A 16413-nucleotide genomic window follows, 5' to 3' on the forward strand; every position below is an offset into this window, starting at 1 on the left:
AAAGCGGCCGAGTTCCTTGTTTTTTAACATAGAATCCGGCCGCTTTTTGCATTTCATCGAATTTTTAAGTATAAATTTAGCTGCCGCAGACGTACTGCACCTAAAATTCTTACATTTACGGTATATTATTTGCTGTTAAAGTTTCTATGAAGCAACTCTACTTAGTTATAGCCTTACTTTTTATCTCTATTTCCTTTGGACAGGATCCTAAAGGCAATGTTGGGGGAGGGGATATTCCTGGGTTTAAGATATACCCCAATCCAGTCACTAATGGCAGGGTATATATCAGTACTTCCTTGAACGCTCCGAAACAAATCTTAATTTTCGACATTTTTGGATCCCAGGTACTGGAAACCACCATTATTGGTTCGGAACTAAATGTCAATGATTTGGACGCCGGTGTTTATATGTTAAGGGTAAACGAAAAAAACAAAATTGCTACAAGAAAGCTAATTATAAAATAGCGTTTCCCAACCTATAAAAGCTCCATAATTACCTCATCTTTAGGTCTTAATACCATAGTACAGCACTTAAAATAAGGATACACATACAAAAAACACTCATTTACAACATTTATTACCACTTCTATACTTGTTTTCCTACATTTACTGTATTGATCCCAAATCAATGCTAACCTATGAAAATATTTTACACCCTACTGTTCATGGTATTTTCTATGGCCGTTTCTGCACAGGAATTCGTTGAAGAGCCACTAGACAGAACTACCCAAACCAATACTTTTAAATTATACCCCAATCCCGCCTATCAGGAGGTGGTACATATTACCACAAAGCATAATGGAGTAAAGGATGTTGTAGTCTATGATGTTTTTGGAACCATAGTTTTACAGGACCGGATTACCAATACTCTTTTGAATATATCAAAGTTGTCACCGGGAGTTTACGTATTGCAAATTACTGAAAACAGGGTAACGATGACCAGAAAATTGGTCGTGAAATAAGCCATTCGGACTGTACATTTTTCTTTCTATACCCCACCCTATAACCAATACTTGCCTATTCCTTTTTACATTTCCATTTATGGGGATATGGATAGGGAGAATTCATACTTTTCCCAAAGGGAGATTTAAGACTATACCAATAACAGGTATTAAACCTCAGGGCAAGCCCTGAATCCAATAATAGGAATCGACCCAAGGATCGAGGTATTGAACCTAGATCCCGCCGAAAAAGGCGGGATTAGTTCAACTTGCAATTTTCAGTGCGTCTTACTGACTTCTCAAAATTGAGTTTCACTAATAAAACCATAAAATAGGGTTTCCACTATCTTGTTATCACTACTTTTGTAGTAGTGATTTAGAATATGCCTCTCGAAAATATTTTTACAATTTCAACGGACGAAGAGTTCAATGCCATGGCATTGAAAACATTTCAGGTCCAATTTCATGAAAACTTGGTGTATCGGGAATTTTGCCGACACTTAGGTAAAAATGTGTCCTCTGTTAAAACCATTGAAGATATTCCCTTTCTACCGATAGAATTTTTTAAATCAAAAAAAGTAATTTGTGGTTCATTTGTGCCCCAGATTACCTTTACCAGCAGTGGCACTACCGGAAGTGAAGTAAGCAAGCATTACGTAAAAAATCTTAAACTGTACGAACAAAGCTATCTATCGGCCTTTAGACAGTTTTATGGGGATATAGAGGACTATTGTGTACTGGCTTTACTACCTTCTTATCTGGAAAGAGAGGGGTCTTCCTTAATCTATATGGCCAACGACCTCATCAATAAAAGCAGACATTCCGAAAGCGGCTTTTATTTGGATGATCTTGACCGTTTACAAAAGACCTTGGTTGAATTGGATAGCCATGATACTAAAATATTACTACTAGGTGTTTCCTTTGCCCTATTGGACATGACGGAAAGATTCCAATTAAAACTAAAGAATACCGTAGTTATGGAAACCGGTGGCATGAAGGGACGAAAAAAGGAATTGATCCGGGAGGAATTGCACCAACTATTAAAAAAGGGATTTGGGGTGACATCCATCCATTCGGAATATGGAATGACAGAGCTTTTGTCCCAAGCCTATTCCCAAGGCAATGGACGTTTCTTTTCCCCTAAATGGATGAAAGTCTTGACACGGGAAACCGAAGACCCTTTAACCTTGCAGAAAGAGGGTAAAACGGGAGGTGTCAACATCATTGACCTGGCCAACATACACTCCTGCAGTTTTATTGCCACTCAAGATTTGGGCAAGGTACATACCGACGGAAGTTTTGAAATATTGGGCAGGTTTGACCATTCCGATATTCGAGGCTGTAATTTAATGGTGTTATAAGCCCAAGATCTTGGCATCTACAAAAAAGGTAGTGGCAATGTTTATTTCATAATCCGAGGACAAAAACTCATCGGTTACAGTCTTTAGCCTTAAAGTATAAGAATCCTTTTTAATATATTCCTTTAAATCTTCTGCCGTGGTTACCAATTCCAGCTGTTCGCCAGCAGTGGCCGATACTTCTTCATTCCAAGCTATTTTAATCTCAGGCAAATCCTCTGCGGACATATATATAATAATCGATTCCAAAAAACTGAAATCCTCCCCTTCAGGAGCCTCAACCGTCATCACCAATTTCTTCAGGACGATTTCCTCTATAAGATCTTTTCTGGTATCGTTTACCTCAAACTCGGCAGATGAATTGGTCTCTTTTTCAGGGGTAAAGATATCAAAAGGCAAATCTACCCCTGTTGTTGAAGGTATTACCACCGTCTGATCATAATCCATATCAAATTTGGTAAGCTCATCCAATTTATCACAAGAACTAAAAAGTCCCACTAAGGCAAATAACAAAAAATACTTCTTCATAATATCCAATTTATTAGGCTAACGGGTATATCCTAATTTTATTGGGGATAACTAGGGAAAATACAGTGCTATTTAATGACCAGCACAAAATAATTCTTCTTCCCGCGCTGCAACAAAACAAATTTATTGTTGATCAGATCTTCTGAAGAAATGATATAATCCTCTTTGACTTTTTCCTTATTAACGGAAATGGAATTTTGTTTCAATTCGCGCCTAGCTTCCCCATTCGAAGCTAAAAAACCTGTTTTCGCCGCCAAGGCCGCAATCATATCCAGGCCATTGTTTATGTCCTCTTTGGATACCTCCGCCTGTGGTACACCTTCAAACACTTCCAAAAATGTCTTTTCATTAAGCTTTTTCAAATCGCTGGAGGTCGATTTTCCAAAGAGGATGTCACTTGCCTTTACGGCATTGTCCAAATCTTCCTGTGAATGTACCATTACCGTAACCTCATCTGCCAAACGCTTTTGAAGGACCCTTAAATGCGGGGCTTCATGGTGGGTTTTTACCAAATTTTCTATTTCTTCCTTCGGTAAAAAGGTGAAGATTTTTATATATTTTTCGGCATCCTCATCCGAGGTATTCAACCAATATTGATAAAATTTATAGGGCGATGTTCTTTCTGAATCCAACCATATATTACCCCCTTCGGATTTCCCAAATTTGGTACCATCGGCCTTTGTAATCAAAGGACAGGTAAGGGCAAATCCCTTTCCGCCCCCTATTCTACGAATAAGTTCCGTACCTGTGGTAATATTTCCCCATTGATCACTACCCCCCATTTGAAGGGTACAGTTATACTCTCTATAAAGATGTAAAAAGTCATATCCCTGCACCAATTGATAGGTAAATTCCGTAAAGGACATACCTTCTTTGGCTTCGGCCGATAAACGTTTTTTCACAGAATCCTTGGCCATCATGTAATTTACAGTAATGTGCTTCCCCACATCCCTTATAAATTCCAAAAAGGAAAAATCCTTCATCCAATCATAGTTATTCACTAAGATGGCACTATTGTCCTTTCCACTGTTAAAATCCAAAAAACGGGAAAGTTGTGCTTTTATAGCGGCCTGATTATGCGCCAATGTAGCCTCATCCAGCAAATTTCGCTCAGTAGATTTTCCTGAAGGATCACCGATCATTCCGGTTGCTCCACCTATCAATGCATAAGGTTTATGTCCAGCCAATTGAAAATGGCGAAGCATCATAACCCCAACCAAATGTCCAATATGAAGGGAGTCTGCCGTAGGGTCTATTCCCACATAGGCAGATTGCATTCCGCTTAACAAATGTTCTTCCGTACCGGGCATTGCATCGTGCAACATTCCTCTCCAAGTCAACTCTTCTACAAAGTTCGTAATCATGCTATAAATCTTCTAATTCAATAATAGTCGCAAATATAAAATAATAGGTTGTTTAACTCCTGCCAAAAACGGATTAAATTGGAGGCAATTGAGTAAATTTGCGCCATGATTTTAGTCACAGGAGGAACTGGTTTGGTAGGAGCGCACCTTCTTTTGCACTTATTGCAGTCGGGTGCTACGGTAAAAGCCATTCATAGAGAAAAGAGCAACCTAAAGGAGGTTGAAAAGGTATTTGGGTATTATACCGACCAATCCCACCAACTGTTTCAAAAAATAAATTGGGTAAAGGCCGATCTTAACGACCTACCAGCCTTGGAAATTGCTTTTGAAAATGTGACACATGTTTATCATTGTGCGGCCTTAATTTCCTTCAACCCCAATGATTATGACCTGTTGCGTACAGTAAATTATGAAGGCACCAAAAACATTGTCAATCTTTGTATTACCAAGGGTGTTAAAAAATTATGCTATACCAGTTCCATAGGTGCCATAGGGAGAACAGTAGGTAACCAAGAGGCTACTGAAGAAACGGATTGGACCACCCAACAAAGCAATGTATACGCCATGACCAAGATGGATGCCGAACTGGAAGTTTGGAGGGGAGCACAGGAAAATGTTCCTGCGGTTATTGTAAATCCGGGGGTTATTTTGGGCCCTGGATTCTGGGAAACGGGAACTGGCATTTTATTCAAAACCGCCTATAAGGCCCGTAAATATTATCCGCCAGGAGGGACAGGTTTCGTCACTGTAAATGATGTGGTCAAGGTAATGACCCAATTAATGCAGTCTTCCATAACCAATGAAAAGTATATTCTTGTGGCCGAAAATTTGACCTACAAAGAAATCCTGGAAATGATTACAAAGGCCTTCGGCAAACCAGGTCCCGGCAAAGCAATTAAATTTTGGCAATTAGAGGTGTTTAGACGATTGGATTGGCTAAGGAATATTTTCTGGAACAGCGGAAGAAAGCTTACCAAAAATTCGATTCAATCCTTACGAAAGAACCAATTGTTCAGTTCCGACAAAATTCAAAATCAATTAGGGCATTCCTTTGAAGCTTTGGACGGCGCTATTGAACTTTCCTGCAAAAAGTTTATGGAAGAGAATCCTTAGAAGTTTCTGGTTTCTTTTTGAGATCGGGGTTCAACTTTTCTTTGGCCTCCATTAAGGAATCCTGTTTCTGCTGCCTTTCTTCCTCAAAAAACTTTTCATCCTTCTCCAACCTATCTTTTACCTTGGTATAGATGTCCTCATATACAGTGGGCATAGAGGCGTAATAGGTATCACTTTTTACAAATTGAACGCTATCTATCCCATACTTGGTATAAATATACCCCATAGGCTCAATATCATATTCATTTAAAATGCTCTCGTTAATTATCTTACCCGCATTTAATAATGAAATGTCGTATAAAATGGTAGCCATTTTATCCTCCGGAATAAGGTTTTCCGGTTTCTCCACCACCTTTTCATTACATGAAAATAACAGCCCTAGAAAAATGACAACAATATATCTTAGCATTACTCTCTATTAAAAGTTAACCTCATTGCTTTTCGCTCCTGCGAAAAATTGCCATTTTCATAGGCCAAATGGCCATTAACAAAGGTATGGGTTATCCTGGATTTGAACGAGTTACCTTCAAAGGGGGACCACCCGCATTTATAGGCAATATTTTCCTTGGTCACTGTCCAGGAATCATTAAGATCTAACACCACCAAATCGGCATAAAACCCTTCCCTAATAAAACCACGTTTTTTTATTTGGAACAACTTTGCCGGATTATGGCACATTTTCTCCACAATTTTCTCCAAACTTATCTTTCCGCTATGATATTTCTCCAGCATTGCTGGCAAAGCATGCTGCACCAAAGGCCCTCCGGAGGGAGCAGAAGTGTACACATTGTTCTTTTCCTCCAAAGTATGGGGTGCATGGTCCGTGGCTATAACATCTATACGGTCGTCCAATAAGGCTTCCCAAAGCTGATCCCTATCGGAAGCAGTTTTAACGGCCGGATTCCATTTAATTAATGTTCCTTTAGTTTCGTAATCCTCTTCCGAAAACCAAAGGTGATGAATACAGACCTCAGCTGTAATTTTTTTATCCTCTAGTGGAATATCATTCCTAAAAAGCTCGGTTTCCTTTCCTGTAGATAAGTGAAAGACATGAAATCTTGCCCCGGTTTTTTTGGCCAAGGCAATGGCCCTTGAGGAAGAAAGATAACAGGCTTCGGCACTCCTGATCAAAGGATGGTATTTTACGGGAATATCGTCCCCATATTGCTCCTTATATTTGGCAAAATTTGCCTTAATCGTGGACTCATCTTCGCAATGTGCAGAAATGACCATCTCGGTATTCCTAAATATTTTTTCGATCACTTCTTCATTGTCTACCAACATATTACCTGTGGAGGAACCTAAAAAGAGTTTAATCCCGGAACAGGCATTCTTATCCAACTTTTTTATCTCTTCCAAATTATCATTGGTACCTCCAAACAAAAAAGAGTAATTGGCAAAGGCAGAATTTCTTGCCATTTCAAACTTTTCCTCCAAAGCTTCAATGGTAGTTGTTTGGGGATTGGTATTGGGCTGTTCCATAAAGGAGGTTATTCCGCCTGCAACCGCTGCCCTACTCTCCGTAGCAATAGTACCCTTATGGGTTAGACCAGGCTCTCTAAAATGCACTTGATCGTCTATAGCCCCTGGTATTACATATTTCCCTTCCAAATCAATCACCTTGGCCACCCCATCCGATGAAATTTGGTCCTCAATTTTAAGAATAATATCATCCTCCAGCAGTATATCGGCAGGGAATATTTTATTGTCATTAACAATTGTAGCGTTTTTTAAAAGTATTCTTCCCATCTTAAAATTTCTTTTTGTGAAACAAACTGCGCAACTTCATCTGTAGTACCCCGAACACCGCCTCATTAATAATGGAAGCACTCATTTTTGATTTTCCCCTTATTCTATCGGTAAAAATAATAGGCACCTCTTCAATCCTATAATTTTGAAGATGGGCTCTGAACTTCATTTCGATTTGAAATGCATAGCCAATAAATTTAATGGAATCCAAATTGATGGTTTCCAAGACCTTTCTACTATAGCAGACAAATCCGGCCGTAGGGTCGTGCACCTTCATTCCCGTTATCAACTTCACGTAAAATGAAGCCCCATAGGACAATAATATTCTATGCAAGGGCCAATTTACTACATTAATTCCCTTTTTGTACCGTGATCCTACGGCCACATCCGCCCCATCAATACAGGCTTGGCGCAGCTTTATAAGATCTGATGGGGCATGTGAAAAATCGGCATCCATCTCAAAAATATATTCATATTTCTTTTCTATGGCCCATTTAAACCCATGGATATAGGCAGTTCCCAATCCAAATTTATCCTGTCTTACCTCTAAAAATAATTTATTCAAATATTGTTCCTGCAAAGCTCTTACCGCCTCAGCTGTACCGTCAGGAGAATTATCATCTACAACCAGGATATGAAAATCCTGCTCCAAAGCAAAGACGGAATGAATAATGAGCTCAATGTTTTCAATTTCATTGAAGGTAGGAATAATGACCAAGCTATCCGCCATCTAGGTATTGCAATTTTAGCAAAAATAGTATTTTATAAACTGTAGTGAAATATCAGGGAACTTTTATGATTTTTTTAAAGATTCCATATAATGGCAAATGTATGGTTTTGGCCTTTAAATAGAACTTCCTAAATGGAGCCACGGCTATATTGAATTCAATAAATATCATCATTGGACAACATCTTGTTCAGTAGCGGAGATATAAGTATTTATAAAAAGGGAAGGGCACACATGGCGGCAACGGCAAATCCATTAATAATCCTATAACGCCGTCCTAACTGGTTTCTTATCTTTTTCCATGGATATGGTCCTAAAAAAGCTTAGGTTTGGGCTGATTATTTAATCGACCCAAAAAATAACAAGTGCCCCATGTCTGGCTGGAAGGATTGATTAAATTGCTTACGACACTAAAGTATTTAAATATACGTTGTTAGCAATAATATCTGCCAAAGCACAAGACTTTAAGCACAGAGAAAAACGGGTAGAATATTTAGATAAATGATTGTTTTTTTGAATCTGTCGGGAAATAAAAACTAGACCGTATAAATGGAAGCTATTTTAAGAAATGACTATACCGTAGATTGGATAACCATTATCCTATTTTCCAGTATCTTTTTTATGGTACTTGCAAAAACATCCTTTTATAGCCGTTTCTTGAACTATATTATTTTACCTTTCAACAACAAATATATCTTCCTTTACCAGAAGAAAGACAAACTCTTTAATTGGTTTAGTATTTTTTTCAGTATTTTTCAATTACTTAATTTTTCCCTTTTCCTATATTTTGCTTACACAATTTTTTTCAAGATTCCGGAAGGTCAACAGTTCGTAGCCTACGGTATAATCTTTATATCGCTTTTTTTATTTTTTACTATTAAAATACTTTTGCAATTGGGTAACGGTTTTATTTTCAATTCCAATAAGGTCATTTCCGAAATAATTTTCAAGAAACTCTCCTATCTTAACTATAGTGGCATTGTAATGCTATTTGCCAATCTTCTATTAAATTATGTTTTCAGGGAGTCAAAAGCAGTAGTTTTTATAAGTCTTTTACTAGTATTTCTTATAAACGCTATTGGTTGGACAACAACGTTGAGAAATCATCAAAAATTCATCGCCAGTAATTTTGTGTATTTTATTTTGTACCTTTGCGCTCTTGAAATAGCACCAATTATTATAGTTGGAAACTATCTAATAGATCGAAACCTATGAAAGTAAAAACGATTTTGGTTTCTCAGCCAGAACCTAAGATGGAAAACTCCCCCTATTCCAAGCTTATTGATAAGGAGAAAATAAAGGTAGATTTTAGACCTTTTATCCACGTGGAAGGTGTTGATGCCAAAATGGTCCGACAACAAAAAATTGACCTTAAGAATTTTACTGCCATTATTCTTACCAGTAGGAATGCGGTGGATCATTTCTTTAGGATCGCGGAGGAAATGAGGTTTAAGGTTCCTGATACGATGAAATATTTTTGTCAGTCAGAGGCAGTAGCCTACTATTTACAAAAGTACGTTGTATACCGTAAGCGTAAAATATATGTCGGGAAAATGAATTTTCCAGATTTAAATGCTTTGATCAAAAAATATAAGGACGAAAAATTTTTATTACCGTCTTCTGACGTTCTTAAACCTATTGTTCCTGAAACTCTGGATAGTTTGGGAATAGATTGGACCAGAGGTATTTTTTACAGAACCGTAATTAGTGATCTTTCCGATTTAAGGGATGTGTACTATGATGTATTGGTATTCTTTAGTCCTTCGGGAATAGAATCATTATTAAAGAATTTCCCCGATTTTAAACAGAACGAAACCAGAATAGCGGTTTTTGGAAATTCAACGGTTAAAGCGGCCACGGAAGCAGGGTTAAGAATAGACATTCAGGCCCCTACCCCGGAAACGCCTTCTATGACCATGGCACTTCAGAGATACATTACTAGTGTAAACAAGAAATAATAATTATTGCCGAAGAATTAATTTAGCAATACTCCATTATAAAAAACCCCGAGGCACGCCTCGGGGTTTTTCTTTTAGAATGCATATCGTTGTGGCCCTCCACGTCTTATTTCTTCATTGGCATAGACTTCAAATTTTTTAAAGTTTTCACGAAAGGCATTGGTCAATTTAAAAGCCGTTTTGTAGTAGGCCTCATCATTGTTCCATGTTGCCCGTGGACTTAGCACACTTGTGGGGACTCCAGGACATTCCCTAGGCTGCGCCACTCCAAAAACGGAGTGGATATGGTATTTATCATAGCTGTACAGTCCCAGTTCGCCACTTAATGCCGCATGGATCATAGCCCTGGTATATTTCAATTTCATTCTGGTACCCACCCCGTAAGGGCCACCGGTCCAACCTGTATTTACCAACCATACATTTACGCCTGCATCCAACATCTTCTTACTGAGCATCTCTGCATATTTGGTTGGATGTAATGGCATAAACGGCGCTCCAAAACAGGCCGAAAAACTGGGTACAGGTTCCACCACCCCTGCCTCGGTACCAGCCACCTTGGCCGTATATCCCGATATAAAATGATAGGCAGCCTGACTAGGGGTCAGCTTGGAAATTGGAGGCAATACCCCAAAGGCATCTGCCGTTAAAAAGAAAATATTCTTTGGGTTCTTACCAATGGACGGTACCTGTATATTATCTATATTATAAATAGGATAACTTACCCTGGTATTTTGGGTAATGGAGGTATTTGCAAAGTCGACCACCCCATTGGCATCCAGGACCACATTCTCCAAAAGCGCCCCTTTCTTTATAGCTCCGTAAATTTCGGGCTCATTTTCTTCCGAAAGATTAATGACCTTGGCATAACAACCTCCCTCAAAATTGAAAACGGTATTTTCTTTGGTCCACCCATGTTCATCATCCCCGATCAATTTTCTATGTGGATCTGCCGACAAGGTAGTCTTGCCCGTTCCGGAAAGTCCAAAAAAGATAGCTGTGTCCCCATCCTCGCCAACGTTTGCCGAACAATGCATGGGAAGACAATTCTTAAATACCGGGAGAATAAAATTCAGTGCAGAAAATATTCCCTTTTTAATTTCCCCGGTGTAGCCGGTACCTCCTATCAAGGCTATTTTGCGTGTAAAATTCAAGATGGCAAAATTATGCTGCCTTGTTCCATCTTCCTCTGCATTTGCCATAAACCCAGGTGCATTGATCACCGTCCATTCCGGATCAAAACCCACCAACTCTTCTTCCGTTGGCCTTAAAAACATATTATAAGCAAACATATTGGACCAGGGGTATTCGTTGATAACCCTAATGTTCATCTTGTAATCATCATCAGCGCAAGCAAAGCAATCCCTTACATAAAGCTCCTTTTCATTGAGATATTTGATGACCTTGTTGTAAAGGGCATCAAACCTTTCGCTTTCAAAGGGAATATTCACATTTCCCCACCAAATTTTATCGGCCGTAATATCATCCTTTACAATAAACCTGTCCATTGGCGACCTACCTGTAAATTCGCCAGTATTTATAGCCAAGGCTCCGGTAGACGAGGTTACTCCCATTCCCTTTTCCACTGTAATTTCATGAAGTTTGGACGGTGCCAATTGGTAATGAATTTTTTTACTGGATATACCATACGTCTCCAACGCAATCGATTTAGTTGAGGGTGTTGATGAATTCATAATAGTTGAGTTTTATTAGAAAAATATAAGTGCTCTATGAGCTTGTTAGTTTTAATTAGCTGGTTTTTGATTAAGAACCCTAATACCCAAAAGTATCCAGCCTGTAATCAGAAGAACACCTCCAAGAGGAGTCAATAGCGCCAGTTTCTTGAAATCAAAACTTGACAATTCATTGATGGCCAAAAGGTAAATTGAAAAAGAAAAACATACAACCCCGGCCACGATAAAATAATAAACCATCTTTTTGCGCTCGTTGGCCAATACGTTGCAACCTCCCAAAATCATAAGGAACAATGCATGGTACATCTGATATCTTACCCCGGTTTCAAAGGTCTGAATTGCCTTGGCATCGATCATTTTTTCCAAACCATGTGCCCCAAAAGCTCCCAAAAGAACTGCTGTTAAACCGAAAAAAATACCAGTACCGAAAATTGTTTTGTTCATAACTTATAAGGGCTTATTTCTTACAAATATAACAATTTGATACCTTAGTATCCGTAAAATAGAAAAGCAAAAAACCAATGCGTCGAAAAATTCTTGTTGTCGGCAGCGGAAAATCCACTGCATATTTGTTGGATTATTTATTGCAAAAAGCCGAATCCGAAAATTTACATATTACTATATGTGACTTAAATCCGGAAGTCCTTCCTGAGAAAATAAAATTACATGGGGCCTGTACTATATTAAAATTGGACATTTTCAATGATAAGGAAAGAAGTAAGGCCATAGAACAATCGGACATAGTCATTTCCATGCTCCCTGCCCGTTTTCACATCAAGGTAGCAGTGGATTGCATTCAATTTACAAAACATTTGGTTACAGCTTCCTATATAAGCGATGAAATAATGGCTTTGGACCAACAGGCCAAAGAAAAAGGCCTGATTTTTATGAATGAAATTGGCTTGGATCCCGGTATAGACCACATGAGTGCCATGCAGGTAATAGATAATATACGGGAACGTGGCGGCAAAATAATTCTCTTCGAATCTTTCACCGGCGGGTTGGTGGCCCCGGAAAGCGACAACAACCTGTGGAACTACAAATTTACTTGGAACCCTAGAAATGTGGTGGTGGCCGGACAAGGGGGAGTAGCCAAATTTATTCAAGAAGGTACATACAAATATATTCCCTACCACAAACTATTTCGAAGAACCGAATTCTTGGATGTAGAAGGCTACGGAAAATTTGAAGTGTACGCCAACAGGGACTCTCTAAAATACAGGGAAGCCTACGGACTGGAGAACGTACTCACCCTATATAGGGGAACCATGAGAAGGGTAGGTTTTTCCAAGGCGTGGAATATGTTCGTCCAATTGGGCATGACCGATGACAGCTATACCATTGAGAATTCCGAAGGAATGTCTTACCGCGAATTCGTAAACTTATTTCTACCCTATTCCCCTACCAATACGGTAGAACTAAAACTGCGGCATTATCTTAAGATAGACCAGGACGATATAATGTGGGAAAAATTAATGGAATTGCACTTATTTGATTCGAAAAGGAAAATTGAATTAAAAAACGCTACGCCCGCACAAATTTTACAAAGAATCTTAGAAGATAGCTGGACCTTGGCCAGTACGGACAAGGATATGATTGTTATGTACCATAAATTTGGATACGAACTTAATGGAAAAAAAGCACAGATAGATTCCAATACAGTGGTTATTGGGGAAGACCGGACCTATACTGCAATGGCCAAAACAGTTGGATTACCTGTAGCCATGGCCACCCTTTTGATATTAAACAAAAAAATCACCACTCCAGGGGTACAATTACCTATAAGGCGTGAGGTATACGAACCTATATTAAAGCAACTTAAAAGCTATGGAATTCACTTTAAGGAATACCAGGTACCCTACTTGGGTTATAATCCCGACTCTGTTGCTAGTTAAGATGTAAAACCATTTTGGTATCTTTATATAGAAATTGAAGTAGAACCAATGAAATCCAATAACGAAAACATAAAAATTGATGGTATCGACAAAAAGATACTAAGATTTTTGATGGACGATGCCAGGAAGCCCGTTCTGGAAATTGCCAGAAATATTGGGATTTCAGGTGCTGCTATTCATCAAAGGTTGCGAAAATTGGAAGCTTCAGGTTTAATAGCAGGCTCTAAATTCATTATCAACCCCAAAGTTTTGGGATATACCACCATGGCCTATATTGGCATCTATTTGGACAAGGCCATGAGCAATCCGGTGGCGGTTAAGGAGCTTGAAAAAATTCCAGAGGTACTGGAATGCCATTATACTACAGGAAACTGGTCCATTCTTATAAAAGTACTTTGCAGGGACAACGAACATCTTATGCATGTACTTAACAGGGATATACAGCAGATAGAAGGGGTATCCAGAACAGAGACCTTTATTTCTTTGGACCAACAAATAGACCGACAAATAACGATATAAAAAAAGGGACATCCAGAAAGATGTCCCTTTTTATTTGATTTGTCATAAGTCTTAGTCCCTACTTCCCAAGACCTGCATAGCCCAATAGACCAAAGTGGCCAACGAGCCAATTGCTGCTACCAAATACGTTCTGGCCGCCCATTTTAAGGCATCTTCAGAACCTTTGTATTCCTCAGGAGTTACCATATTCTTATTCTTTAACCAAGCCAAGGCACGGTTACTGGCATCGTATTCTACGGGTAAAGTGATAAAACTGAATAAGGTAGCGAGTCCCATCATTATTAGACCTGCCACGGCTACCCAGTATCCAAGACCAACTCCCGCTGCAGCTCCCAACATAATACCACCGAAGACTACCCACATGGACATTCCCGAGGTAACACTTACCACTGGCACCAATTTGGAACGTAAGGTCAACCATTCATATGCCGTAGCGTGCTGTACCGCATGTCCACATTCATGGGCCGCAACCGCTGCTGCTGAAGCGTTTCTTTGATTGTAGACCCCCTCACTTAAATTTACCGTTTTATTTACCGGATTGTAGTGGTCTGTTAACATTCCTGGTGTGGAAATAACCTTTACATCCCTAATTCCGTGGTCTGCCAACATTTTTTCGGCAATCTCGGCACCGCTCATACCGTTGCGCAAATGCACTTTGGAGTAGAACTTAAATTTACTTTTTAGCTTATTACTAACCAACCAACTTACCAGAGCTATGGCACCCAGTAATATATAATACATCATCATAACAATTCTCTTTTTAAAATTAATCCAATATACTAAAGTTTCCTTTTCCTAATATCAAGTAATTCTTTCTTTTCTATTTAATCAAAAACCCCGCCAAATTATGACAGGGTTGGAAGTATGACAAAATGTACTTTCTATTGATCCCTTGACTCCCACTTAAAGGCATCCAAAATCTCTTTAGAGATCACTTTTCCCTTTACTATACTCAGTCCCTTTTGCAGGGATACGTCCGACTGGCAAGCTTCTTCCCAACCCAAATTAGCTAATTTCAACACATAGGGCAAGGTTACATTGGTCAAGGCCATAGTTGAAGTATATGGAACTGCTCCCGGCATATTGGTAACGCAGTAATGTACCACATCATCTATAATATATACCGGATTCTCATGCGTAGTAGGCCGCGTAGTTTCTACACATCCTCCTTGATCTACGGCCACATCCACAATTACCGTCCCTGGACGCATATCCTTAAGCATATCTCTAGTAATAATCTTAGGGGCTTTGGCTCCCTTTAATAAGATACCCCCAACAATTAGATCATGGTCCTTAATATGTTTCCTAATATTGAATTCATTTGAAAATTCTGTCACCACATGACTTGGCATTACATCATTTACATAACGAAGCCGTTTCATATTAACATCCAAAATAGTAACATGGGCCCCAAGTCCGGCTGCCATTTTAGCAGCTTGAATCCCTACAACACCAGCTCCTAGTACCAAAACCCTTCCCGGTGCCACTCCAGGAACCCCTCCCAAGAGCACCCCTCGGCCTTTTTCTGGTTTCTCCAAGTATTTGGCCCCTTGTTGAATGGCCATTCTACCAGCAACTTCGGACATGGGCGTCAATAATGGCAATGTTCCATCTTCATCTTCTACAGTTTCATAGGCTATGCAAATACCCTTACGATCTATCATGGCTTCAGTAAGTCCCTCACTAGAGGCAAAATGAAAATAGGTAAATACAACTTGCCCTCTTTGAACCAGGGCATACTCCTCCTTTATAGGCTCCTTTACCTTAACAATCATATCGCTCATGGCGTAAACCTGACCTATGGTATCCAAAACAATGGCTCCCACTTGTTGATAATCGCTATTTGAAAACCCACTGCCATCACCGGCTCCGGTTTGCACATATACCGTATGGTTATTTCTCACCAGTTCAAAAACCCCGGCAGGTGTTATGCCCACCCTACTTTCATTATTTTTGATTTCTTTTGGAATCCCGACTTTCATTGTCAATTCTTTTTTTAAACTAAATGAAAAAAACACCACTTTCAGGCAAGAGTCATTATTTATTACCACTTTTAAATGATGGTAAGAATTCCAAAAATGGAAAAAATAAGTATAAGAAAAAAAGAAAATCCCCTAAATGAGGACAGAATCATTGATTATTACACTTTTCACATTATGTGTACGAACCCAATAAAAAGGCTGGCCATATACAGCACCAAATAATAAGAAATTTCAATAAAGAAATTGCCAGCTATTTATATCTTAGCTTAAGAACTATCATAATAAATAGTAACACCGCAGTAATAAAATTGGCCAAGATCATGGGCACACTTTCATGATATATACCATAAATCAACCATAGTACCACTCCAAGGAACATTGCCAAATACATGGTGAGCGAAATATCTTTGGTAGATTTATTGCTCCAGGTCTTATATACCTGCGGCACTATAGAATAGGTAGTTAGTACGGCTGCCACCATGCCCATAATTTCGATATTTTCCATCCCGATAGATACAATTTTATGGACAATCCCCACAATGTGAATTTAAATCCAATGATATTCCTGAATAAAACTTAACCTTCAGAT

Annotated in this window: 18 protein-coding genes; 8 read left to right on the plus strand and 10 right to left on the minus strand. The window is 39.0% G+C overall.

The window, feature by feature from the left end:
* Positions 1–146: 146 nt before the first annotated feature.
* From KO529_RS19310 to KO529_RS19320, 3 genes are all read left to right on the plus strand, one after another.
* Positions 147–464 carry a T9SS type A sorting domain-containing protein gene (locus KO529_RS19310; RefSeq protein ID WP_215949500.1) on the plus strand — a complete coding sequence of 106 codons (318 nt, stop codon included), beginning with the start codon at positions 147–149 and terminating at the stop codon, positions 462–464.
* Positions 465–637: 173 nt separating this feature from the next.
* Positions 638–961 carry a T9SS type A sorting domain-containing protein gene (locus tag KO529_RS19315; RefSeq protein WP_215949501.1) on the plus strand — a complete coding sequence of 108 codons (324 nt, stop codon included), beginning with the start codon at positions 638–640 and terminating at the stop codon, positions 959–961.
* A 362-nt stretch (positions 962–1323) separates the two neighbouring features.
* Positions 1324–2301 carry an acyl transferase gene (locus KO529_RS19320; RefSeq protein ID WP_215949502.1) on the plus strand — a complete coding sequence of 326 codons (978 nt, stop codon included), beginning with the start codon at positions 1324–1326 and terminating at the stop codon, positions 2299–2301.
* Here KO529_RS19320 and KO529_RS19325 read toward each other — a convergent pair.
* Together KO529_RS19325 and tyrS are read right to left on the minus strand one after the other, a co-directional pair.
* A complete protein-coding gene (locus tag KO529_RS19325) occupies positions 2296–2826 on the minus strand; it encodes a hypothetical protein (RefSeq protein WP_215949503.1) in 531 nt (176 codons plus the stop codon). The two genes, KO529_RS19320 and KO529_RS19325, sit on opposite strands and share 6 nt — an antisense overlap.
* Positions 2827–2894: 68 nt before the next feature.
* Positions 2895–4190: a tyrosine--tRNA ligase gene (tyrS, locus tag KO529_RS19330; protein ID WP_215949504.1), complete on the minus strand. Its 1296-nt coding sequence runs from the start codon at positions 4188–4190 to the stop codon at positions 2895–2897.
* 105 nt (positions 4191–4295) lie between these two features.
* On the opposite strand from tyrS, the gene KO529_RS19335 reads away from it, so the two are divergent.
* A complete protein-coding gene (locus KO529_RS19335) occupies positions 4296–5303 on the plus strand; it encodes an NAD-dependent epimerase/dehydratase family protein (protein WP_215949505.1) in 1008 nt (335 codons plus the stop codon).
* On the opposite strand, the gene KO529_RS19340 is transcribed toward KO529_RS19335, so the two are convergent.
* From KO529_RS19340 to KO529_RS19350, 3 genes are read right to left on the minus strand one after another with little or no spacing between them, the layout of a single operon-like run.
* Positions 5284–5712, minus strand: coding sequence for a DUF4296 domain-containing protein (locus tag KO529_RS19340; protein ID WP_215949506.1), 429 nt, complete (start codon positions 5710–5712; stop codon positions 5284–5286). The two genes, KO529_RS19335 and KO529_RS19340, sit on opposite strands and share 20 nt — an antisense overlap.
* Positions 5712–7052 carry a dihydroorotase gene (locus KO529_RS19345; protein ID WP_215949507.1) on the minus strand — a complete coding sequence of 447 codons (1341 nt, stop codon included), beginning with the start codon at positions 7050–7052 and terminating at the stop codon, positions 5712–5714. The genes KO529_RS19340 and KO529_RS19345 overlap by 1 nt, the downstream gene beginning before the upstream one ends.
* A 1-nt stretch (position 7053) precedes the next feature.
* A complete protein-coding gene (locus KO529_RS19350) occupies positions 7054–7782 on the minus strand; it encodes a polyprenol monophosphomannose synthase (RefSeq protein ID WP_215949508.1) in 729 nt (242 codons plus the stop codon).
* 546 nt (positions 7783–8328) lie between these two features.
* On the opposite strand from KO529_RS19350, the gene KO529_RS19355 reads away from it, so the two are divergent.
* Together KO529_RS19355 and KO529_RS19360 are read left to right on the plus strand one after the other, a co-directional pair.
* On the plus strand, positions 8329–8994 hold the full coding sequence (locus KO529_RS19355; RefSeq protein WP_215949509.1) for a DUF4271 domain-containing protein: 666 nt from the start codon (positions 8329–8331) through the stop codon (positions 8992–8994).
* Entirely contained in the window at positions 8991–9737 is a 747-nt protein-coding gene (locus KO529_RS19360) for a uroporphyrinogen-III synthase (RefSeq protein WP_215949510.1), read from the plus strand. Before KO529_RS19355 ends, KO529_RS19360 begins: the two co-directional genes overlap by 4 nt.
* 74 nt (positions 9738–9811) lie before the next feature.
* Here the strand turns inward: KO529_RS19360 and pckA are convergent, their stop codons facing one another.
* Positions 9812–11428, minus strand: a complete 1617-nt coding sequence (pckA, locus tag KO529_RS19365; RefSeq protein ID WP_215949511.1) for a phosphoenolpyruvate carboxykinase (ATP) — start codon at positions 11426–11428, stop codon at positions 9812–9814.
* A gap of 51 nt (positions 11429–11479) precedes the next feature.
* Complete coding sequence (locus KO529_RS19370; RefSeq protein WP_215949512.1) at positions 11480–11872, minus strand: DUF423 domain-containing protein; 393 nt, start codon at positions 11870–11872, stop codon at positions 11480–11482.
* 77 nt (positions 11873–11949) lie between these two features.
* Between KO529_RS19370 and KO529_RS19375 the strand changes: the two genes are divergently transcribed.
* Together KO529_RS19375 and KO529_RS19380 are read left to right on the plus strand one after the other, a co-directional pair.
* Positions 11950–13323 (plus strand): saccharopine dehydrogenase family protein, encoded by a 1374-nt coding sequence (locus tag KO529_RS19375; RefSeq protein WP_215949513.1) that lies wholly within the window; start codon positions 11950–11952, stop codon positions 13321–13323.
* A gap of 48 nt (positions 13324–13371) precedes the next feature.
* Complete coding sequence (locus tag KO529_RS19380) at positions 13372–13842, plus strand: Lrp/AsnC ligand binding domain-containing protein (protein ID WP_072860523.1); 471 nt, start codon at positions 13372–13374, stop codon at positions 13840–13842.
* Positions 13843–13893: 51 nt separating this feature from the next.
* Here the strand turns inward: KO529_RS19380 and KO529_RS19385 are convergent, their stop codons facing one another.
* The 3 genes from KO529_RS19385 to KO529_RS19395 form a co-directional block, all read right to left on the minus strand.
* Complete coding sequence (locus tag KO529_RS19385) at positions 13894–14589, minus strand: zinc metallopeptidase (RefSeq protein WP_215949514.1); 696 nt, start codon at positions 14587–14589, stop codon at positions 13894–13896.
* Positions 14590–14723: 134 nt separating this feature from the next.
* On the minus strand, positions 14724–15824 hold the full coding sequence (gene ald / locus KO529_RS19390; RefSeq protein WP_215949515.1) for an alanine dehydrogenase: 1101 nt from the start codon (positions 15822–15824) through the stop codon (positions 14724–14726).
* A gap of 250 nt (positions 15825–16074) precedes the next feature.
* A complete protein-coding gene (locus KO529_RS19395) occupies positions 16075–16329 on the minus strand; it encodes a SemiSWEET family sugar transporter (RefSeq protein ID WP_215949516.1) in 255 nt (84 codons plus the stop codon).
* Between the last annotated feature and the right edge of the window lie 84 nt (positions 16330–16413).

It is taken from the genome of Arenibacter algicola (assembly GCF_018860365.1).
Taxonomy (GTDB): domain Bacteria; phylum Bacteroidota; class Bacteroidia; order Flavobacteriales; family Flavobacteriaceae; genus Arenibacter; species Arenibacter algicola_B.